Source organism: Curvibacter gracilis ATCC BAA-807, from assembly GCF_000518645.1.
GTDB lineage: Bacteria > Pseudomonadota > Gammaproteobacteria > Burkholderiales > Burkholderiaceae_C > Curvibacter > Curvibacter gracilis.
On sequence record NZ_JADZ01000017.1, the window covers coordinates 34,290 to 56,271 of the forward strand.

The window sequence follows — 21,982 nt, forward strand, 5'->3', positions numbered from 1 at the left end:
ACCAGGCCATGTCCACCCTCGACAGCGCCCCGACCGCAACAGGGCCAGGCCTTCCTGGTGAGGACCGGGCCTGCCTGCGACCCTGTCCGGTCTGTGGCAGCACCGAGGCGCAAGCCCTCAAAACGCTCTCCCTGCCCCAGCCTTCGGGCTCGCCACTGCCCGGCGGCTACCGGCTGATGGCCTGCCACGCTTGCGATCTGGTGTTTGCCGAGACGCCGGCGCCGCAATCGGCCTACGACCTCTACTACCAGCGCTGCGCCAAGTACGGCGGCCCCACCGGCACCGGCGCCGGCCTGCACCCTGCCGACCAGGCCCGGCTGGAGCAATTGGCCGATCGGCTGCTGAGCTGCCTGCCTCGGCCCCAAGCCCGCGTGCTGGACCTGGGCTGCGGTGCGGGCGGTCTGTTGGCGGTTCTGCAGGCGCGAGGCCTGTTTCAGGTCGAAGGCCTGGACCCCGACCCCAGTGCCGTGCAAGCGGCCCAGGCCCGCGGCCTGCGCCTGCGCGAAGGCCTGATCCACGAAGCCGCCACGCGCTGCGCCGGCGAGCGCTACGACCTGATCGTGCTCTCGCATGTGGCCGAACACCTGCGCGACCTCCAGGGCCTGCCGGACCTGGCGGGGCTGCTGACGCCGGAGGGCAAGCTCTACATCGAAGTGCCCCACCCGGTGGGCTACGCCTGTGGCGAGCGCCCGCCCTACTACTACTTCGACAGCGAACACATCAACCACTTCAGCGCCCAGGCCCTGGACCGGCTGCTGGCCCCGGCGGGGCTGCAGTTGCACAGCGCCGAGGCCGTGAGCCTGACCCTGTCCGACGGCGGTCACTATCCGGCGCTGGCCGTGGTGGCCGGCCGGGGGGCCGTGCCGACGCTGCCCCCCCAGCCCTCGACCGTGCAAGCGGTTCAGCGCTACCTGGCCGACTGCGCCCGGGGCGCCACCCTCGTGCCCGAACCGCCCCTGCCGGCCCAAGGCCCGGTGCTGGCCTGGGGCGCGGGCTCCTGGGCCCAGCGCCTGCTGGGCCAGGGCCAGTTGCCGCGCGATCGCCTGGTGGCGTTTCTCGACAACGACCCCAACAAACAAGGTCTGCAACTCGACGGCCTGCCCATCATTCCACCCGCGCTGGGCCTGCAACAGCACCCGCAGGCAGCCATCCTGGTCTGCGTGGCCATCGACCCGCAGCAAATTGCCACTGCCCTGGACGCCTTGGATCCCGGGGCCCGGCAACGACTCCACTTTCTGAGCGACCCGCTATGAACCTCTCCGAACGCATCGCCGACTGGCTGGTCCAGCAAGGCATCACCCAGGTCTTTGCCGTCACCGGCGGCGGCGCCATGTACCTGAACCAGGCCCTGGGCTCCCACCCGGGCCTGCAATGCACCTACCTGCACCACGAACAGGCCTGTGCCATGGCCGCCGAGGGCTATGCCCGCATCGCCGGCAAGCCGGCCGTGGTGATGGTGACCACCGGGCCTGGCGGCATCAATGCGCTCAACGGCGTGTTCGGGGCCTACACCGACTCGATTCCCATGCTGGTCATCAGCGGCCAGGTCAAGCGCGCCACCTGCCTGGACTACACCCCGGTGCCCGGCCTGCGCCAACTCGGTGACCAGGAAGGCCCGGTGCTGCAGATGGCCCGCCCGGTGACCAAACTGGCTGAAGGCGTGGGCAGCCCCGAGGCCTTGATGACCCTGCTGCCGCAGGCCCTGGCCACCGCGGTGGGGGGGCGCCCCGGCCCGGTCTGGCTGGACATTCCCCTGGATGTGCAGTCGGCCGAATGCGGCCCCATTCCAGCCCCCGTCTTCACCCCACCGCTGACACCGGCCACCCTGCAGGCCGATGGCGATCAGATCGCCCAACGCCTGGCCGCCGCCCAGCGCCCGCTGATCCTGGCCGGCACGGGCGTGCGCCTGGCCCGGGCCGAACAAGACCTGCTGGCCTTTGCCGAAGCCCACGGCATTCCCGTGGCCACCGCCTGGACGCACGACCTGATCGCCAGCGACCACCCCCTGTTTGCCGGCCGCCCCGGCACCATCGGCACCCGACCCGGCAACTTCTGCCTGCAGGCGGCCGACCTGGTGATCGTGATCGGCTCGCGCCTGAACATCCGCCAGGTCAGCTACAACTGGGACACCTTCGCCAAGAACGCCTATGTGGTGCAGGTCGACGTGGATCCCGCCGAACTGAGCAAGCCGCTGGTGCAGGCCGATCTGAAGATCACGGCCGACGCGCGCGTCTTTCTGCAAACCCTGCGCGAGCGATGCCAAGGCGGCTTGCCCAGCTATGCGGCCTGGGTCGCCTGGTGCCAGGACATTCGTCGGCGTTACGGTCTCCAAGCACCTGAGCCCAAGGGCCCCGCCATCCACCCGTATGCGCTGGTCGAGCGGGTTTGCGGCCAATTGCGCGAGGACGACATCCTGGTCTGCGGCAATGCCTCGGCCTGCATCCTGCCCTTCCAGCTCGCCCCGCTCAAAAAAGGCCAGCGCCTGTTCAGCAACTCGGGCTCGGCCTCCATGGGCTACGACCTGCCGGCAGCCCTGGGGGCCGCCACCGCAGCCCCCCAGCGCCGCGTGATCTGCTTTGCTGGCGACGGCAGCCTGCAGATGAACCTGCAAGAACTGCAAAGCCTCAAGAGCCTGGGCCTGAATGTGCTGGTGGTGGTGATCGACAACGGTGGCTACCTGTCGATCCGGCTCACGCACGACAACTTCTTCGGTCGCATCGTGGGCGCCACGCCGGCCTCGGGCGTGGCCTTCCCCGACTTCGCCCGCCTGGCCACGGCCTTCGGCCTGCGCACGGTCGACGTGCGCAGCAGTGCCGACCTGCCGGCCCTGGACGCGGCCTTGCAGCAGGACGGCCCGCAATTGCTGGCCGTGACGGTGGACCCGGAGCCCGGCTTCGAGCCCCGCATCAAGTCGCGCGCCCTGCCCGAGGGGGGGTTTGCCACCCCCGAGCTGGACGACATGTTCCCCTTCCTGCCGGCAGAGGAAGTCGCGGCGGTCCGCGCCGAGGCCGCCCGCCTCGTTTCTCATGGAGGGCACTGACCCGTGAAAACGACCTCATTCCCATCCCTGGATGCCGTGGGTCAGGTGGACCTGGAGACGGTGCAAAGACAGGGACTCCTCATTTTCGGATATGGCTCGTTCGCCCATGATCTGGCTGCAGCAGCCCAGAAAAACGGCATCCCTGTCCTGGGCTTTGTCGTTTCGGGCGTTCCTCCCGCTGCCCGCAGCGCACTGCCGGTCTGGCAGCTCAGCCAATTGCCCGCAGCCTACAAGGACAAGCCGCTGTGGGTCGGTGTCTACAACCACCTCGCCCACTCGGACTACCAGTTGATTGATCAGACCTGTCGCACGGCAGGATTTGCAGCGCAATTTCCTCAGCACTATTTTGAGGTGGTCGCTGACGCGCTGGGATGGCGCTATTGGCTCACGCCCAGAGCCGATTACGCAGCCCGCGCAAGCGAATTGCGCGCGGCATTTGATCAATTGGCTGATGAGCCAAGCCGGCAAGCCATGGCACAAACCTTGGCATTTCGGCTGGGGCAGACCTTGGCTGCGCCCTTGCCCGACGCCGGGGTAGCGCATTACTTTCCGGATTTTGCCGTGGCGGCCTGCCTGGCGCGCGAGCGCGGTGCGCAGGCCTTTCTGGACGGTGGCGCCTACAACGGCGACACACTGGACGCCGCGCTGAGCCAGTTGCCCTTCCAGCAGACCTATGCTTTTGAGCCCGACTTGAGCAACTATGAGCTGCTGACCCAGCGAACCAGACAACTGGGGCTCCGCGCCGCCAACTACCCCTGCGGTCTTTCAGGACGAAACGAACAACTGCGCTTTTCCACCGGACAAGGTGAAGCCTGTGCCGTCAAGGAAGACGGTGACAGCATCATCCAGGTGGTTCGCCTCGACGACTGCCTGCAAAACGTGACCATCGACTATCTGAAGCTCGATGTTGAAGGTCAAGAAATCCCCACCCTTCAGGGGGGCCAGGATTTGATCCTGAAAAGCCGGCCTATTTTGGCCATCGCCGCCTACCATCGCTGGGATGATATGTGGCGTATACCGGCTTTTGTTGCAGCACTGGCCTTGGACTACCAGCTCGCGTACCGCAGCCATTCCAGAAACTCATTTGACGGGGTTTTTTATGCCTATTAACACCAATCCCAACAGCATTTTCGAAAACCTCTTCATTCTGGAGCTTGCCAACAACCACTGGGGACGGCTGGACCGGGGCCTGCGCATCGTGAATGACTTTTCTCAGGTGGTGCGCTTCAACAATGTGCGCGCCGCCATCAAGCTGCAGTTTCGCGAAGTCGACCACTTCATCCACAAGGATTTCCGCGGCCGCGAAGACATCCGCTACATCAAGAAGACCGAAGTCACCAAGCTCAGCAAGGCCGAGTACCGGACCCTGACCCGCACCATCAAGGAACGTGGCTGCATCCCCATGGCCACCGCCTTTGACGAGCGCTCGGTCGATCTTTGCGAAGAGCTGGACCTGCCCCTGATCAAGATCGCCAGTTCGGACATCAACGACTGGTTCCTGATCGAGCGCATCGCCGAGACCAAGAAGCCCGTCATCGTCTCCACCGGTGGCTCCAGCCAGAAGGACATCGACGACATGGTGACCTTCTTCGCCAACCGCAACATCCCTCTGGCGGTGAACCATTGTGTGTCGCTCTACCCCAGCGAGGACGACGAACTGGAGATCAACCAGATCGACTACCTCAAGAAGCTCTACCCCAAGAACGTGATCGGCTTCTCCACCCACGAGTACACCGACTGGACCTCGTCCATGCTGCTGTCCTATGCCAAGGGCGCGCGCACCTGGGAACGCCACATCGACATCGAGGAAGGCGGCATCCCGGTCTCGCCCTATTGCTCGCTGCCGCACCAGATCGACGCCTGGTTCAAGGCCTACCACAAGGCCGTGGTCATGTGCGGGGGCTCGGGCCAGTCCAAACGCCTGCCCAAGAAGAAGGAAACCGAGTACCTGGACGGCTTAGTGCGCGGCGTCTACGTCAAGCGCGACCTGCCGGCAGGCTACGAGTTCAAGCACCCGGGCAATGACGAAGATTTCTACCTCGCCATCCCGCTGCAAAAAGGCCAGCTGTCCTGCCGCGAAACCATGAACGGCCTGAAACTGACCCGCCCGGTCTCCCGCGACTCGGCCCTGACCATCGACGACGTGGACAGCCCCTACGCCCAGCACGAATCGCTGCGCCAGGCCATTTACGACCGAGGCCTCTGACCCCCTCCTGCCCCCTGATCCCGACCTCCCTGTGAGCAAGCACTACCCCGCCCCCGGCCTGCCCGCCATCCAGGGGCGGCTAGCCCAGTTGCTGCCGCACCTGGATGCCTCGGCGCTGGAGGGCAAGACCCTGTTCATCACGGGCGGCACCGGCTTTTTTGGCTACTGGCTGCTCTGCCTGCTGGACCTGCTGCAGCAAGGTGGTCATCGCTTTCATGTGCGCCTGCTGTCGCGCAACCCGAGGCGCTTCCAGGCCGTGGCGCCCTTCTTTGCCGCCCAGCCCTGGATCGACTTCGTCACCGGTGACGCGCGTCACTTCACGGACGAACGCCCGGCCGACTTGCTGATCCACGCCGCCACGGACACCCACGCCCAGGCCCACACCCGGCCGCTGGCCATCATGGACGATGTGCTGCTGGGCACCCGCAACACCTTGGAGCAGGCCTTGGCCCAGGGCGTCAAGCGGGCCTTGTTTGTCAGCTCTGGCGCGGTCTACGGCCCGGCCGCCCGCGCCGCCAGCCACACACCCGAAACCACACCCCTACAGCGCAGCCTGGAGCAGCCCGACCCCTATGGTGAAGCCAAGGCCACGACCGAGCTGTGGAGCCAGCATTTCGGTGCGGCCCATGGCCTGTGCATCCCGGTGGCGCGCTGCTTTGCCTTTGTGGGCGCGGGCCTGGATCTGGACGGGCACTTCGCGATCGGCAACTTCATCCGCGACGGCCTGGCCAGCCAAGGCGTGCGGGTGCAGGGCGACGGCACGCCGGTGCGCAGCTACCTGTATGGCGCCGATTTGGCCGTGTGGCTGCTGCAACTGCTGCTGCGCGGCGAGCACGGCCGGGCCTACAACGTCGGCTCGGACCAGGCCATCACCATCGAACAACTGGCCCGCCAGGTCAACCGCCAGCTCAGCCCGGCCCAGGCCGTCATGCTGGCGCGCCAGCCCGTCGACAACCCCCTTCGCTCTTGCTACGTGCCCTCCATCGAACGTGCCCGTCAGGAGCTCCGGCTGGACGTCTGGACCCCGCTGGCCCAGGCCATTGCGGGCACGGCCGACCCCAGCAAGCCTCTCGCCCAGGACTGACCATGCCCCAACTGTACGAATCGCTGCGCCGCCCCTATTACATCGAGACGCCGCCGTACCGCCGCTCCTCGGCCGGCATCCGCGTCATGCACATGCTCTGCCACGTGCTCAACCGCCTGGGCGAGGAGGCCTATGTCTTCACCTCGGAGGTGAACCCCGATCTGAACACCCCCACCGTCACCGAGGACGTGGTGCGGCGCCACCTGCAGGCCGGGCGCGAACCCATCGTGGTCTACCCCGAAATCGTCAGCGGCAACCCACGCCGCGCCAAATCGGTGGTGCGCTACGTGCTCAATGTGCCCGGGCTGATCGGGGGCGACAAGACCTTTGCCGACACCGAGCTGGTCTACGCCTATGGCCAGAACCTGCTGCCCGCCAACGCACCGCCGGGCAATGTGCTGTTCTTCCCCTCGGTGGACTCCAGCCTGTTCAACAACCGCGACAACCCGCTGGACGCACAGCGCCAGGGCATTCTGGTCTACCCCGGCCGGCATCTGAACGCGCTGAAGGAGCACCCCGAGCTGGCCCACGGCACGGTGATCACATCAACTTGGCCCGCCAGCCGCAGCGAACTGGCGGCGCTGATGCGGCGCAGCGAGATGCTGTACTGCTTCGAATCCACCGCCATCGCGCTGGAGGCCGTGTTGTGCGGCTGCCCCGCCGTGGTGCTGCGCTCGCCACTGTTTGACGGCAATGCCATCAGCTCGGCGGAGTTGGGCCGTGAAGGCATGGCCTTCAGCGATGCCCCCGAAGAGATCGACTATGCACGCCGCACGGTAGGCCAGATGCAGGCCACCTACCAGCGTCTGGAGGAGCAGTTCTGGGTCAAACTCCAGCAGTTCATCCGCGACAGCCAGGCCCTGCCGCTGATCGAGCCTGCGCCTCAAGCGGCGGTCTACCAGCCCAGCGCGGCCGATCTGGCCTTTGCCCAGTGGCGCCGGGGGCAATCCCTCGATGAGTTCACGGCCCAGGCCCTGGCCGAACGCATGATGGTGGACTGGCAACACAAGCCACGCTTTCACCTGCTGCTGAGCTGCACCCCCGAAGAACAGGAGGCCGTGCAGGCCTTGCTGGCCTTGCTGGCCAGCCTGGACGCCCAGCTCTACCCCGAATGGATCCTGACCGTCCTGAGCACCGCCGATGCGCCCAGTGCCATCGCGGCCAACCCGCGCCTGCAATGGCTGTGCCTGCGCGAGGCCAGCTCGGCCCCCATCGTGCTGCAGGCCCTGGCCGAGGCCTCGCCAGCCGACTGGCTGGGCCTGTTGCCCGCGGGGGTGACCCTGGCCGAGCCGCAATCCCTGCAGGTGCTGGCCGACCAACTCAATGCGCAGCCCGCCTGGCGTCTGGTCTATGGCGACGACGCGGTACAGCAGGCGGGCCACTCGCCCGAGCCGCACTTCAAGCCCGACTTCAATCTGGACCTGCTGCGCTCCAGCGCCTACATCGGGCGCGCCGTTTTCATCGAAAAGCAGGCCTTGCTCGCCTGTGGCGGCCTGGGTGCACAGGCCGGCGCCACCGCCTATGACCTGGCCTTGCGCCTGCACGATCAGGCGGGCGCTGCTGCCATCGGTCATTTGAGCGCGTTGTTGTGGCTGTGGCCCAGCGCCGGGAGCCGCCATGGCGACGCCCCAGCCGAGCGCACCGCCCTGGCCGAACATCTGGTCCGCCAGCGCCTGGCCGCCGAGGTGCTGCCCGGCCTCAGCCCGCACACCCACCAGGTGAGGTATGCCGCCCCCGAGGGCAGCGACCTCACCGCCCTGATCGCGGTGCGCCACGACCGCCAATACCTGCAGCCTTTGCTGGCCAGCTGGCAACAACTGCGGCCTGACGACCGCACGACGATCCTGCTGCTGGACCTGGGCTGCGAAGACCCCGATGAAAAGGCCTACCTGGACAGCCTAGCGCAAGACGCGTACTGGCAAGGCCGCGTACACCGGCTGGACGCGCGCGGCCTGAACCCCGCCCAGGCGCTGAACCTGGGCCTGCGCCACAGCAGCGCCGAACACCTGCTGTGCCTGGATGTGCGCAGCCACCTGATCCAGGCCGACTGGCTGGAGCGCCTGCTGGGCATCGCCCAACGCCCCGAGGTCGGTGCGGTGGCCCCGCGTCTGGTCAACCCGGCCAACTCACTGCTCATCGAGAGCTACTGGGTGGGAGGCCTGCAAGGCCTGGCCGGCCCCGCTTTCCGCGACCTGGCGTTGGACGCGCCGGGCCTGCACGAGCGGGCCCTGTGCGAGCAAAGCGCTCTGGCCGTGAACGGCTCGGTGCTGCTGATCAAGCGTTCGGCCCTGGCCGGCCAGCCCTGGCTGAACGAAGCGCTGCCCGAGCGTGCGGCCTGGATCGAGCTAGGTCTGCGCCTGCGGGCCCAGAACAGGCTTGTGGTCTGGACCCCGCACTCGGTGGTGCTGCAGCATCCGCGTGCTGCGGCCGAATCGCCCCCCTTGGATCAGGTGCCGCCCGTGTGGCCGGCCTTGCCCTTGCGCGCCCTGGCCCAAGACCCGAACTACCACCGCCAGCTGAGCCTGAGCCAGCCCGGCCTGCCCGAGACCGCGCGCCAGGCCCACTGGGTGCGCACGCACGCCCGGCGCCTGCGCTGGCTGCTGATCGGCCCGGCCGCCGGCCCACTGTCGGTCGTGCACCGGGTACAGGAGAGCCTGCGCAGCGCCGACGACGCCCAGCTCAGCCGCTTCGAGATCGGCGCCCAGCCCGGGCCGCTGGCCGAGTGGCTGATGGACGTGTTGCGAGCCGCCCCCGACCGGGTGCTGATCCACGGCATCCACCTGCCGCTGGCCCAGGCCCTGCTGGCTGCACTGGCCCAGCACCAGCCGAATCTGCCCTGCCTGGTGCTGCTGGACGAGCCCGAGAAGCTCAACCAGCCGGACAACTTCCTGTGCCCGGCCCAACCGGCCCTGCTGCGCAGCCGCCTGCGCCCCCTGCTTGCGCCGGCCCATACGGTGCTGTTGAGCAGCGCCAGCGACGCCCACAGCTTGGAGGGAGTGCACCCCTGTTTGCAAATGCTTCAGTCCCAACCGCTGCACCGAGGAAGATTCAAGACGGATGATTGGCTTGGCTGAGCCCCATGCGCCACGGGCACCCAGGCGGAAAAATAAAACGTTAAACACAAACGTCATTACATGACAAGGCTACTCATATGATCTTTTCAAGAATGGAAGGTTTCGAATCGCACTATGCGTCAAGCCAAAGCATCGAGAGAGACTTCTTTGGGGTCTTCTTCGGCAGTGAATCAACGCCGAACGTGATCTGATTCAGATTCGTGTTCTTGAGCGATTTTCAGTTCGGGACGGGTGGATTTTAAAGACTGCCTCTCGCTTCCCCTACCTAGACTGCATCTGCGGCGCATCCATTGCTCATAACAGCCATATCGGCATAATCTATTAGAGCGTTCAAAAACTCGAATCCTGCATTCCTTGCGACTAATTATTTATTTACATCTCGAACTAAAAATATGCTCAACAAACCAATGCCTAGCTTGCTCGAAGAAATTCGTACGGCTTATCAAAAAATACGAAGCCAAGCGCCATGGAAACATGAAAAGTCGGATTACTGGCATCATCGGATTCTTCCTTTCGCGACACTTGCCCCTTGGCTGGATGACATAGAGTTCGTACATTTGTACGAAAAGATTCGAAGCCACACGCTAGTTGATATTTATCGTTGCTATGAGTTGTGGAGTCTCGCAAAACAATGCGCGAATGTAGAAGGAGACCTGCTTGAAGTCGGTGTGTGGCGAGGCGGCACCGGATGCATCCTAGCTTCAGCAATTCGGTATCAACGAGGAAAAAAGGTCTATCTGGCGGACACTTTTTCAGGGGTTGTCAAGGCGGGCGTCGACGATACCCGTTACGTCGGAGGTGAGCACGCGGACACCTCAGCGACGATCGTTCAGCAGTTGGTCGACGAACTGTCACTGGAAAATGTACAGATTCTTCAAGGTATTTTTCCTGAAGATACCCAGGACAGGATCACCGGCAAGATTGCACTACTGCATTGTGATGTGGACGTCTACCGATCATCCAAAGATATCGTCGAATGGTGTCTGCCAAGACTGTCTGTCGGGGCGATCATCATCTTCGACGACTACGGGTTCTTCGGCTGCGAAGGCGTCACACGCTATTGCGAAGAGTTAAGGCAGCGCCCGGAATTCAAGTTCATCCACAACCTCAATGGACACGCCATCTTCATCAAAATCACCGTGACCGATTAACGCCGCCCCCACAGCCCAGCCTCGCGCTTTCAACGAAAAAGATCTTCAAGCGTAATCACATCCGAGCTATGCCTCGGTGCGAGGACGCGGTGGACCCGAGAGGGAGCGGCGCTCGCAACGCACACTTGACACGTAAGCGATCAAGAAAGCCCCCCTTCCCCCCTCTGTTGCTCCCTCTGCGACGGCTGCAATCCGATACATTTACATCCGCAAGTCCAACCTTAGCCCATGACGTTGGGCGTATCACCGATCAACTCTGGCCTTTACAGCCCCAAACACCTGACCCCGCATGTTCGTCATCATCGGCTACGTCGTCTGCCTAGGCTGCATCTTCGGCGTCTACATTGCCCACGGCGGCAATATCGGCGTGATCTTGCACGCCCTGCCCTTTGAGATGATCACCATCTTCGGCGGCGCCCTGGGCGCCTTCGTGGTGAACAACCAACCCAAGGTGCTCAAGGCCACCATGAAGGCGCTGCCCGACGCGCTCAAGGGCTCGAAGTACACTAAGGCGCGCTACATGGAGCTGCTGACCATGCTCTATGAAATTCTTCAGAAGGCGCGAAAAGAGGGGTTGATGGCGATTGAAAAAGACGTCGAATCACCGCACGACTCGCCCATCTTCAGCAAATTCCCGGTGGTGGGCCATGACCACCATGTGATTGAATTCACCACCGACTACCTGCGCATGATGGTGTCGGGCAACCTGAATGCCCACGAGATCGAAGCACTGATGGACTCCGAGATCGACACCCACCACGCTGAAGCCCATGCCCCGGTGGCGGCGCTGGCCCGACTGGCAGGCGCCCTGCCGGCTTTCGGGATCGTGGCGGCCGTGCTGGGGGTGGTGAACACCATGGGCTCGGTGGGCCAGCCGCCGGCGGTGCTGGGGGGGATGATCGGCTCGGCGCTGGTGGGCACCTTCCTGGGCATTTTGCTGGCCTATGGCGTGATGGAGCCTTTGGGCGGTCTGCTGGAGCAGAAGATGGAAGATGCCGCCAAGGAGTTGCAGTGCATCAAGACCACCTTGCTGGCCAGCATGCAAGGCTACAACCCGACCACCGCGATCGAGTTCGGGCGCAAGGTGCTGTTCTCGACCGACCGGCCCAGCTTCTCCGAGCTGGAATCCCACGTGCGCGGCAAGAAATAAATAACAGGCAGGCAACCGTTCTCCCATGGCAGACGCCAAAAAGCTACAGCCGATCATCATCAAGCGGGTCAAGAAGGGCGGCCACGCTGCGCACGGGGGCGCCTGGAAGATCGCTTATGCCGACTTCGTGACGGCCATGATGGCGTTCTTCCTGCTGATGTGGCTGCTGGGCTCCACGGCCAAGGGCGAGTTGCAGGGCATCGCCTCCTACTTTGCCTCCCCCATGAAGGTGGCGATGTCGGGCGGATCCGGGGCGGGCAACAGCTCCAGCATCATCCCGGGCGGGGGCACCGACCTGAGCAAATCCGTGGGCCAGGTGATGAAGGCCGATCAGGCAGCAGACGCCAAATCGGCGGCCAAGAACCACCCCGAAGCCGTGCGCGCCGAACTGGCCAAGCAAGATGCCAAGCGCATGGCCAACCTCAAGAACAAGATCGAGGCCCTGATCACGGACAGCGCCAAGCTCAACGAATACAAGTCGCAGATCAAGCTGGAGATCACGCCGGACGGGCTGCAGATCCAGATCGTCGATGACCAGAGCCGCCCCATGTTCGACAGCGGCAGCGCGCTGGTCAAACCTTATATGCGCGACATCCTGCGCGAGATCGGCAATGCCCTCAATGGGGTGGAGAACCGCATCAGCCTGGCCGGCCACACCGATGCCGCCCCCTATGGCAATGGCGAACGGGGCTACAGCAATTGGGAACTCTCGGCCGACCGAGCCAACGCCTCGCGCCGTGAATTGGTCGCAGCAGGCATGCCGGACGACAAACTGGCCCGGGTGGTCGGCCTCGCCGCCGTCGACCTGATGGACAAGAACAACCCTCGAGCGCCGGTCAATCGGCGCATCAGCATCACGGTGATGACGCGAGAGGCTGAAGAACGACTGTTGAGTTCAATAAAAGTGCCTCCCAACGCAACAGAAACCGAGAACGGGAAAGAAACTGAGGTTTTGAGCGGAAAAAAACCTTAACATCCCGGTAGCGCTCCCAAAGACTTTTTACACAGAATTTCAAGATCGAAAGGGTCACCTGTGGCAAACACCCTTCGCTTTCTCATCGTCGACGACTTCTCGACGATGCGAAGAATCGTGCGGAACCTGCTCAAAGAAAGCGGGTACACCGAAGCTGACGAGGCCGAAGACGGCGTCGCAGCACTGAACAAATTGCGCAACAGTCGCTTCGACTTTGTGGTGACGGACATCAACATGCCGAACATGAACGGTTTCCAGTTGTTGGCCGAAATCAAGTCGGACGAGAAACTCAAGCACCTGCCGGTGCTGATGGTGACGGCAGAAGCCCGCAAGGAAGACATCGTGGCAGCGGCCCAAGGCGGGGCGGCCGGTTACATCGTGAAGCCCTTCACGAAAGCCACTCTCGAAGAGAAGGTGGCCAACATCCTCAAGAAAATGGGCCTGTGAGATCACCATGGATACCAGCGACTCCACCCAGTCTGCGAGCCATGGCGACGTCACCGATGTCCATCAGAAAATCGGCCACCTGACCCGGCAGCTGCACAACGCACTCAACGAGTTGGGCTACACCGAACGTCTGCGGGGCACCATGGGTGAACTGCCGGACGCCAAAAGCCGCCTGTCCTACATTGCCCGTCTCACCGGCGAGGCCGCCGAAAAGGTGCTCAACCGGGTGGAGCTGGCCAAGAGCGAACAGGACGAGCTGGCCAGCGATACCCAGGCCGTGAAGGCCGCCCTGATCAAGGACCCGGTTCGGGCCGTGGCCAGCGGGCGCCTGCTCAACTACCTGACGGATGTGGAAAAGCGCACCCGGGAAGCGGACAGCCACTTGACCGAAATCATGATGGCCCAGGACTTCCACGATCTGACCGGTCAGGTGATTGCCCGCGTGGTCAGCCTGGCGGCCACCATTGAAGAGCAGTTGGTGCAGTTGGTGATCCAGACCGCACCCAATCCCGTGGCCCTGCAGACGCCGGTGCCTGCACCGCGCGAGCACCTGGCCGGTCCGGTGGTGGACCCCGAGCACACGCCCGATGTCGTCACCGACCAATCGCAGGTGGACGACCTGCTGGCCAGCCTGGGCTTCTGAGTTTTCCGAGGCCCGTCAGGCGTGGCGGGCGGTTCGGGTGCTGTGCCGCGCCCGGCGCGTGGGATTGTCATTTTTGCCGGACACAGCCGCTGGCACGAACACCGCACCGACGCCCAGGGAACAAGCCAGAATGCCCCCGCTTTTCAGACTTTAGATTTTCCTGCGGGCTTTCAGAATGACGGTTACAGCCTCGTACCGTCACCATGGACAATCAAGACCGCCCCCTACCAGCCTCCCAGCGCAAGCTCAGCCAAGCGCGCGGTGACGGCCAGGTCTCGCGCTCCAAGGACCTGTCCCACATGGTGGTGCTGGGTGCCGGTGCCGCCGCCCTGTGGGTCATGACCCCCTCACTGGTGCAGCACCTCAAGCAGGCCCTGATCCAGCAACTGAGCTTCAATGCCGAGACCCTGCTGCGGCCGGCCAACATGATCAACCAACTGCAACACATGGCGGCCATCGCGGTGGCCGCCTCGCTGCTGTTCGCAGCCGTCATCGCCTGCGCCGCCATTGCCAGCGAGGTGGCATCGGGCGGCTGGGTCATGAGCTTCAAGCCCATGATGCCCGACCTGAGCCGCCTCAACCCGATCTCGGGCATGGGCAACCTGTTCTCCAAACAGCAGGCCGTCAACGTGCTGAAGCTGATGCTGCTGTCGACCATCATGGGCTGGACCGGCTGGCACTACCTGTCCAACAGCTTCCAGGAAATCGCCTCTTTGATGATGCAGCCCTCGGCCGCCGCCGTGATGCACCTGGTCAACTGGATCGTCAAGGGTCTGTCGCTGCTGCTGCTGATCGTGTTCGCCGCGGCAGTGATCGATGTGCCGCTGCAAAAGCGCTTCTTCATGGACAAGCTGAAGATGTCGCACGACGAAGTGAAGCGCGAAAACAAGGACGCCGAAGGCAACCCCCAGGTGAAAAGCAAGCTGCGCGCCAAGCAGCGTGAGTTGGCCCACCGCCGCAGCATTTCCAACGTGCCCAAGGCCGACTTCGTGGTGATGAACCCGACCCACTTTGCCGTGGCCCTGAAGTACGACGAAGCCACCATGGCCGCGCCGCAGGTGATCGCCAAGGGCGCCGACCTGCTGGCCTTCAAGATCCGCGAAGTGGCCAACAGCCACTCGGTGCCGGTGCTGCAGTCGCCCATGCTGGCGCGCGCCCTGTACGCCCATGCCGAGCTGGACCAGACCATCCCCTCCAGCCTGTATGCCGCCGTGGCCCAGGTGCTGGCCTATGTCTACCGCCTCAAGGCCGCCATGCGCGGTCAGGGCCCGATGCCTCAGCAGCCCGATCCGCACGTGCCGCCTGAACTCGATCCGCTCAACAAGCCCACCCGGGCCGGAGCTGACGCATGAACGAACTGCTCAAAAACCTGCAACAACGCCTGGGCCCGCACGCCCACCTGATCCAGGGCCTGTCGGCCCCGCTGCTGGTGGTGATGATCCTGTCGATGATGGTGCTGCCCATGCCGGCCTGGCTGCTGGACACCTTCTTCACGCTGAACATCGCGGTGGCGCTGATGGTGATGATGGTGGCGGCCTACATGGTGCGCCCGCTCGACTTCATGGCCTTCCCTTCGGTGCTGCTGCTGACCACGCTGATGCGCCTGTCGCTCAACGTGGCCTCCACCCGGGTGGTGCTGCTCGAGGGCCACACCGGTGCAGGCGCGGCCGGTGCGGTGATCGAGGCCTTTGGCCACTTCCTGATCGGTGGCAACTTTGCGGTCGGTCTGATCGTGTTCGCGATCCTGGTGGTGATCAACTTCGTGGTGGTGACCAAGGGCGCCGAGCGGATTGCCGAAGTGTCGGCCCGCTTCACCCTGGACGCCATGCCCGGCAAGCAGATGGCGGTGGACGCCGACCTCAACGCCGGCCTGATCGACGAAGCCGAAGCGCGCCGCCGCCGTCTCGAAATCGGTGAGGAAGCCAACTTCTTCGGTGCCATGGACGGTGCCTCCAAGTTTGTGCGGGGCGACGCCATGGCGGGCATCCTGATCCTGCTGATCAACATCGTCGGCGGCTTCACGGTCGGCATGGTGCAGCACGACCTGAGCGCGGGCCAGGCTGCCAATTCGTACATCCTGCTGGCTGTCGGTGATGCCCTGGTGGCCCAGATCCCGGGCCTGCTGATCTCGGTGGCTGCGGCCATGGTGGTCTCGCGCGTGGGCAAGGAACACGACGTCAGCAATCAGATCATGAGCCAGATGCTGGGCTCGCCCCGCGTGCTGGGCATCACGGCCGCCATCCTGACGCTGCTGGGCATCGTGCCGGGCATGCCCCATGTGGTGTTTCTCAGCATGGGCTCGGCCATCGGCTATGGCGCCTGGCGCCTGTCGCGCCGGCTGGAGCGCGAAAAGAACGTGCCCCCGCCCCCGCCCCCCGCCACCAACGATGGCGAGGCCAGCTGGGACGACCTGCAGCCCATCGACCTGCTGGGGCTGGAGCTGGGCTACCGCCTGATCTCCCTGGTGGACAAGAAGCGCCAGGGTGACCTGCTGACCCGCATCAAGGGCGTGCGCCGCAAGTTCGCCCAGGAAGTGGGCTTTCTGCCCCCGGCCGTGCATGTGCGCGACAACCTCGAACTCAAGCCCAGCGCCTACCGCATCACCCTGCGCGGCGTGATGGTGGGCGAGGGCGAAGCCTTCCCCGGCATGTTCCTGGCCATCAACCCGGGCGGCATCACCACCCCCCTGATCGGTACCGCCACCACCGACCCCGCCTTTGGCCTCCCAGCACACTGGATCGACGATCGCCAGAAGGAAGCGGCGCAAATGGCTGGTTTTACCGTGGTTGATTCAGAAACCGTGGTGGCCACTCATTTGTCACACTTGATGCAAACACAGGCCGCTAGGTTGTTGAGCCGCACAGAGACCCAGCAACTGGTCGAGCATGTGAGCAAACTGGCCCCGAAACTGATTGAAGAAGTCGTCCCCAAAATGGTCACCATCGCCAACTTCCAGAAAGTGCTGCAGCTGCTGCTGGAAGAGGCTGTGCACATCCGCGACATCCGCACCATCATCGAAACCCTGGCCGAGTACGCCGGCACCATCACCGACCCGGTCGAGCTGGCCCGCCGCGTGCGCATCGCCCTCTCGCCGGCCATCGTGCAACAGATCTACGGCCCGGCGCGTGAACTCAACGTCATCGCCATCGAGCCCGGCCTGGAGCGCCTGCTGGTGCAGGCCCTGGGCAACAACAACGGCACGGCCCTTGACCCGGGCGTGGCCGACGCGCTGACCCGCAGCGCCGCCGAAATCGCCAACAAGCAAGAAGAGATGGGCCTGCCCGCCTGCCTGCTGGTCCCGGACCAGATCCGTGGCGCCATGGCTCGCCTGGTGCGCCGACTGGCGCCCCGCATGCAAGTCCTGGCGCACAGCGAAATCCCTGAAACACACACGATCCGCATTGGTCCCATCCTGAGAGGTGCCGCATCATGAACATCAAGCGCTTTCACGCCGCAACGTCCCGCGAAGCACTGGCCAAGGCACGAATGGCTTTTGGTGAGGGCACGCTGATCCTGTCCAACCGCCCCACCGCCAATGGCGTCGAAGTGATGGCCACCGGCGAAGACGCGCTGTCGGCCCTGGAGCAGCACACCGAAGGCGGCCCCTCACAAGGCCACGGCCTGACCCAGGTGCCCGGCTCCAGCCTGAGCCGCAAGCTGGCCACCATGAACCCACCCGAACTGGGCCCGCGTGGCGTGCGCGAAGACACCGCCGAACTGGCCATGAGCACCCTGTCCTTCCAGGACTATGTGCGCGAGCGCATGCTGCGCCGCCGCCAGGAGGCCATGGGCGCCGAAGACAACGCCCCCATGGCCCCGCGCAGCCAACGCGAGATGCCCGCCCCGGCCCCCAAGGAGATCCAGCCGATCGCCTTCAAGAAGGCCCCGGCCCCGCGCCCGGCCGTCACCCGCCCGGTGTTCGAAGACGTCACGCCGTCCCGCGCCAAGGCCCCGGTGGCCCAGGCCGCGGCCCCGGCCGTGAACCAACAAGGCATCGTCAACGAACTGCAGGCCATGAAGGAGCTGATCGAAGAGCGCTTCAACACCCTGGCCTGGCTGGGTCAGGCCAAGCAGGACCCGATCCAGTCCAACCTGATGCTCAAGATGATCCGCGCCGGCTACTCGCCTGCCCTGGCCCGCGCCATCCTGGAGCGCCTGCCCGCCGAGACCGGCCCGGCCGAAGCCGTGCGCTGGCTGATGGAGGTGCTGGAGCGCAACCTCAAGACCGACGCCGACAGCTACCCGCTGTACGAAGAAGGCGGCATCTTCGCCCTGGTGGGTGCCACCGGTGTGGGCAAGACCACCACCACCGCCAAGCTGGCCGCCCTGTGCGCCCGTGTGCATGGCCCTGGCAGCGTGGGCCTGATCACGCTCGACACCTACCGCATCGCCGCACACGAACAGCTGCGCACCTACGGCCGCATGCTCGGCGTGGTGGCCCATCTGGCCCACGACCGCGCCGCCTTGCAAGACCTGCTGGGCCTGCTGGGCAACAAGAAGATGGTGCTGATCGACACCACCGGCCTGGCCCCGCGCGATCCGCGCAAGCGCGAGATGCTCGATGTGCTCGACCTGCCCGGCATCCAGAAGCTGCTGGTGGTCAACGCCGGCAGCCACGGCGACACCATCGACGACACCCTGTCGTGCTTCAAGACCACGGGCGTGCAGCAGACCATTCTCTCGAAGGTGGACGAGGCCGTGAAACTGGGCCCGGCGCTCGACGCCCTGATCCGCCACCAGGTGGTGCTGCGCGGGGTCACCAATGGCCAGCGCGTGCCTGAAGACTGGGAAGCCGCCGACGCCGGCAAGCTGGTGCGCGCCTCCATGCGCACCCCCGGCAAGTCGGCCTTCGACCCCAAGGCCGTCGACCTGAACTATTTCTTCTCGAACAGCAACATGGCCGTTTCGGAGAGTGCCCATGTTTGAAGCGGGTCTTGACCAAAGCGCCGGCCTGCGCCGGCAGATGCCCAAGCCAGTGCTGCGTCTGGTCCCCGTGATCCGGCACAGCAGCGGCGAGGCCGAACTGCGGCTGCTGTGGCAGCTCTGCCAGGGTTTCGTCGAACAAGGCCTGTCGGTGGCGGTGCTGGACACGGACAGCCTCGAAACCGAAGAGGCACCGGGCCTGCAACAGATCCTCGTCGACCAGTGCAGCCCCTCTGAGGTGGCCGACCTGGACCTGCCCTGGACCATCGTCCCTGCGGCCCTGGGCTGGCGTGAGCTGACCCGCAGCGGCCAGCTCGATGCCCACGGTCGTGCGACCCTGGGCGAGCATTTCAGCCCCTTCGGCATGCTGCTGGTGTATGGCAGCGCTGCCCGGCTGGGCCCGGCACTGGCCAACACGGGCGTGCGCCCCCTGGTGCCCGTGACCCCCGAGCCGCGCCACCTGCTCAGTGCCTACCAGGCCATGAAGGTGCTCATGGAGCAGGCACTGTTGATGCCTTCTGTGGCCGTCATGGTGACGGAGCCGACACAAAACATGGTGATGCGCGCCTTGCAGGCCCGCAAAACACTGCAGAATTGCTTCACCCGTCACATGGGTTGCTACCTCGATTCAATGACAGTAAAGTCCTTCACTGACGATGAGGTGGCAGGGCGCGATATCCAGATGCTGGCCCTGCGACTGATGGAGAACGCGATTCCCCTTGGCGCAGCCCCGGCCTCCCTGCTTCACCGCCCCGCAGACGAAGAGGTTCAATTGGTTCGGAGCCACTGATGTACACGGCAAAAGGTCAGCTCAACCGGGACGCACTGCTCAAGCAGTATGTGCCCCTGGTGCGCCGGCTGGCGCACCACATGATTGCCAAGCTGCCCCCCAATGTTGAGGTGGACGACCTGATCCAGGTTGGCATGATCGGTCTGACCGAGGCTCTGACACGCTACCAGGCCAGCCAGGGCGTGCAGTTCGAGACCTTTGCCACCCAGCGCATCCGCGGCGCCATGCTCGATGAGCTGCGCGAAGGCGACTGGATGTCGCGCGGTTCGCGCAAAAGCCAGAAGGACATCGAGCACGCCGTGCACCGGCTCGAGCAGAAGCTGGGCCGCAGCCCGATCGAATCCGAAATCGCCGCCGAGCTCGACATGAGCCTGGGCGACTACCAGAGCCTGCTCGGCAAAGTGCGTGGCACGCAGCTGGTCTACATCGAAGACATGACCGGCGGGCACGACGACGACGACAGCTTTCTCGACCGCCATGTGGCCGATGAAGATGCCAACCCGCTCGAATTGCTGCGCAACCAGCGCCTGCGCCAGTCCCTGGTCAGCGCCATCGAAGGCCTGCCCGAGCGCGAGCAGTACATCATGAGCATGTACTACGAGCAGGACATGAACCTCAAGGAAATCGCCGCCGTGCTGGGCATCACCGAATCGCGCGTGTGCCAGTTGCACAGCCAGTCGATCGCCCGGCTGCGCGCCAAGATGCGCAGCCACTGAGGCGGTCACCACTGAGGCAGCCATCGGGCCCGTTTTCAGTCCACACGCGTGGCGCAGCGGCGCATCAGGTCCAGCCTGAGCAGGCCCGCAACAGCCCGCGCGTCATTGAATTCTCAGGATTTATAGGCTTTGGCCAGGCCCGCCGGGCCCCGGCCCAGTGATTTGCCGTAGGTGGTCCCGTCGCCCGCACGGGGCAGCAGCGTGGTCACGGCCCGCTCCGCATGGACGGCCAGGCGCTGCAGACTCTCCCGCAGCACGGCCAGACGGGCACTGATGGCCTGCATGCGCTGGCTCAGTTCGGGGCTCATCTCCTGCGCCGTGGGCAGGGAAATCCGGGTCAACTGCAGGGTGACATCGCGCAAGGCCTGTGAGCTGGCCTCGAGTTGATCGGGGTCTTGCCCACCCAAAGCCTGGGCGATCGCGTCCAGCTGTGCCTCCACACCCGAGAGCAAAGCTTCAAACGCAAGCCGATTCGTCACCGCGATTCCAATTCAAGTTAAGTAAGCGCGCGCTTACTGGGAAGCTCCACGCTGCAGCACTTCCTGCGCATTGGACAGCAGTTTGTCTGCGATCGCACCGGCGTTCACCTTGTAGGTGCCGTTGTCGATGGCCGAGCGCACTGCGTTGACCTTGTCCATGTCGATGTCACCGTCGGTCGAATCCGAACCCAGTGTTTGAGCCAGGCTGGACACCGAAACCGAGGTTCCCGTGTTCGAGTTGCTGGTCTTCTTGACCGGTGGGGCCGCCGACCCCTGACCTGTGACTTGCGTCCCTGTTGATGTGAGTGCAACAGGGATGTCTGGCGTTTGACCAATTTTCATCGTTCTCTCCAAGACCCCTATTGATGGAGTACCGTGGCCTTTTCTTCGACCCGCGGCAGAGAAACTTTAGCCCAATTGTAAAAATCGCCTGAAAAAAGAGTGCGCAAAGGCCTCAGATCTCGACCTGAACGGTGTTTCGATCCAACACCGTGCCATTCATGATACGGCCGTTCTCCATGCGAACGCGAACCAGCTGCCCCACGACGCCCGCGCCCAGGGCCTGACCATCGGCCGTGACCTGAAACCCCGGACCCTGGGCCACCACGCGCACCTGGGTGCCCGCCGCAAAGGCCTGCGGCGGTTTGATCATGGATTGACGCAGTGCCTGCCCTGGCAGCAGCATGCGGGCGGCCACCTGGCCCACCCACTGCGCGGGATCGGCCACGACGGCGGCATTCTCGGCCGCCCAGTCGACCTCGGCCTCCATGGCGTCGCCCTGATTGAGCACGGCACCCGAGGCCACATTCCCCTTGAGCACCCAGCCCGGCCCAAAGGCCTTGACCTGCACCGGCAGGAACACATTCCAGCGCACGGCCCCATCGGTGCAGCGCAAACCCAGGCGGGTGCGCCCCCAAAGCCGCTGCCCGGCCGGCAGATAGGGCTCCACCTTGGCGCAAGGCGCCAGGCGCAGGCGCTCGTCGAGCGCACCCACCACCACCTCCATGCGCAAAGGCATGGCCTGGGTGGACTGGCTGCGCGACAGCTCCTGGTCGATCCACTGCTGGGTCAGGCGGGTCGCCTCGCTGTCCAGATTGGCCTGAGCCCCGGCCGGGGCACTCCAGGCCGCCAGCAACAGGCCGGCCAGGGGCAGCACACGGGCAGCCAACCGGTGCAGATGGCTGCGGGTGACTCGGCGGCTGGGGGCTGGGGATGGGTTCATGGCGTTCTCCGGACACGGCCTGACGGCCTTTTGACATCGGCAACTGTAGGGCGCACGCCTGACACGGATCGATCAAACAACCGG

General features: G+C 64.7%; 19 protein-coding genes. 16 read left to right on the forward strand and 3 right to left on the reverse strand.

What is annotated here, in order from left to right; all coding sequences use genetic code 11:
* The first annotated feature begins 8 nt into the window (after positions 1-8).
* From L880_RS0114985 to L880_RS0115065, 16 genes are all read left to right on the forward strand, one after another.
* Positions 9-1,253: a methyltransferase domain-containing protein gene (locus tag L880_RS0114985; RefSeq protein WP_027476375.1), complete on the forward strand. Its 1,245-nt coding sequence runs from the start codon at positions 9-11 to the stop codon at positions 1,251-1,253.
* Positions 1,250-3,040: a thiamine pyrophosphate-binding protein gene (locus L880_RS0114990; protein ID WP_027476376.1), complete on the forward strand. Its 1,791-nt coding sequence runs from the start codon at positions 1,250-1,252 to the stop codon at positions 3,038-3,040. Before L880_RS0114985 ends, L880_RS0114990 begins: the two co-directional genes overlap by 4 nt.
* Positions 3,041-3,043: 3 nt before the next feature.
* A complete protein-coding gene (locus tag L880_RS35665; RefSeq protein WP_157462897.1) occupies positions 3,044-4,150 on the forward strand; it encodes an FkbM family methyltransferase in 1,107 nt (368 codons plus the stop codon).
* Complete coding sequence (locus tag L880_RS0115005; protein WP_027476379.1) at positions 4,140-5,246, forward strand: N-acetylneuraminate synthase family protein; 1,107 nt, start codon at positions 4,140-4,142, stop codon at positions 5,244-5,246. The genes L880_RS35665 and L880_RS0115005 overlap by 11 nt, the downstream gene beginning before the upstream one ends.
* Positions 5,247-5,277: 31 nt before the next feature.
* On the forward strand, positions 5,278-6,330 hold the full coding sequence (locus L880_RS32475; protein WP_051443335.1) for an NAD-dependent epimerase/dehydratase family protein: 1,053 nt from the start codon (positions 5,278-5,280) through the stop codon (positions 6,328-6,330).
* Positions 6,331-6,332: 2 nt separating this feature from the next.
* A complete protein-coding gene (locus tag L880_RS0115015; RefSeq protein WP_027476380.1) occupies positions 6,333-9,404 on the forward strand; it encodes a glycosyltransferase family protein in 3,072 nt (1,023 codons plus the stop codon).
* A gap of 392 nt (positions 9,405-9,796) precedes the next feature.
* Complete coding sequence (locus tag L880_RS0115020) at positions 9,797-10,555, forward strand: TylF/MycF/NovP-related O-methyltransferase (RefSeq protein WP_211245321.1); 759 nt, start codon at positions 9,797-9,799, stop codon at positions 10,553-10,555.
* Positions 10,556-10,844: 289 nt separating this feature from the next.
* Positions 10,845-11,705, forward strand: a complete 861-nt coding sequence (gene motA / locus L880_RS0115025) for a flagellar motor stator protein MotA (RefSeq protein ID WP_027476382.1) — start codon at positions 10,845-10,847, stop codon at positions 11,703-11,705.
* 25 nt (positions 11,706-11,730) lie between these two features.
* Entirely contained in the window at positions 11,731-12,678 is a 948-nt protein-coding gene (gene motB / locus L880_RS0115030) for a flagellar motor protein MotB (RefSeq protein WP_027476383.1), read from the forward strand.
* Positions 12,679-12,738: 60 nt separating this feature from the next.
* Entirely contained in the window at positions 12,739-13,125 is a 387-nt protein-coding gene (gene cheY / locus L880_RS0115035; RefSeq protein ID WP_019576267.1) for a chemotaxis response regulator CheY, read from the forward strand.
* 7 nt (positions 13,126-13,132) lie between these two features.
* Positions 13,133-13,768 (forward strand): protein phosphatase CheZ, encoded by a 636-nt coding sequence (locus L880_RS0115040; protein ID WP_027476384.1) that lies wholly within the window; start codon positions 13,133-13,135, stop codon positions 13,766-13,768.
* Between the two features lie 203 nt (positions 13,769-13,971).
* Positions 13,972-15,120: a flagellar biosynthesis protein FlhB gene (gene flhB / locus L880_RS0115045; RefSeq protein ID WP_027476385.1), complete on the forward strand. Its 1,149-nt coding sequence runs from the start codon at positions 13,972-13,974 to the stop codon at positions 15,118-15,120.
* Positions 15,117-17,201 carry a flagellar biosynthesis protein FlhA gene (gene flhA, locus L880_RS0115050; RefSeq protein ID WP_027476386.1) on the forward strand — a complete coding sequence of 695 codons (2,085 nt, stop codon included), beginning with the start codon at positions 15,117-15,119 and terminating at the stop codon, positions 17,199-17,201. Before flhB ends, flhA begins: the two co-directional genes overlap by 4 nt.
* Complete coding sequence (gene flhF / locus L880_RS0115055) at positions 17,198-18,694, forward strand: flagellar biosynthesis GTPase FlhF (RefSeq protein ID WP_027476387.1); 1,497 nt, start codon at positions 17,198-17,200, stop codon at positions 18,692-18,694. Before flhA ends, flhF begins: the two co-directional genes overlap by 4 nt.
* A complete protein-coding gene (locus L880_RS0115060; protein ID WP_027476388.1) occupies positions 18,687-19,481 on the forward strand; it encodes a hypothetical protein in 795 nt (264 codons plus the stop codon). Before flhF ends, L880_RS0115060 begins: the two co-directional genes overlap by 8 nt.
* Positions 19,481-20,197: an RNA polymerase sigma factor FliA gene (locus L880_RS0115065; RefSeq protein WP_019576273.1), complete on the forward strand. Its 717-nt coding sequence runs from the start codon at positions 19,481-19,483 to the stop codon at positions 20,195-20,197. Before L880_RS0115060 ends, L880_RS0115065 begins: the two co-directional genes overlap by 1 nt.
* Before the next feature lie 113 nt (positions 20,198-20,310).
* Here the strand turns inward: L880_RS0115065 and L880_RS0115070 are convergent, their stop codons facing one another.
* The 3 genes from L880_RS0115070 to flgA all read right to left on the reverse strand — a co-directional run bounded on the left by L880_RS0115070 (position 20,311) and on the right by flgA (position 21,898).
* Positions 20,311-20,676 carry a hypothetical protein gene (locus L880_RS0115070; protein ID WP_027476389.1) on the reverse strand — a complete coding sequence of 122 codons (366 nt, stop codon included), beginning with the start codon at positions 20,674-20,676 and terminating at the stop codon, positions 20,311-20,313.
* Between the two features lie 33 nt (positions 20,677-20,709).
* Positions 20,710-21,018, reverse strand: coding sequence for a flagellar biosynthesis anti-sigma factor FlgM (flgM, locus tag L880_RS35000; RefSeq protein ID WP_027476390.1), 309 nt, complete (start codon positions 21,016-21,018; stop codon positions 20,710-20,712).
* A 112-nt stretch (positions 21,019-21,130) separates the two neighbouring features.
* Positions 21,131-21,898, reverse strand: coding sequence for a flagellar basal body P-ring formation chaperone FlgA (gene flgA, locus L880_RS0115080; protein WP_027476391.1), 768 nt, complete (start codon positions 21,896-21,898; stop codon positions 21,131-21,133).
* Positions 21,899-21,982 lie beyond the last annotated feature (84 nt).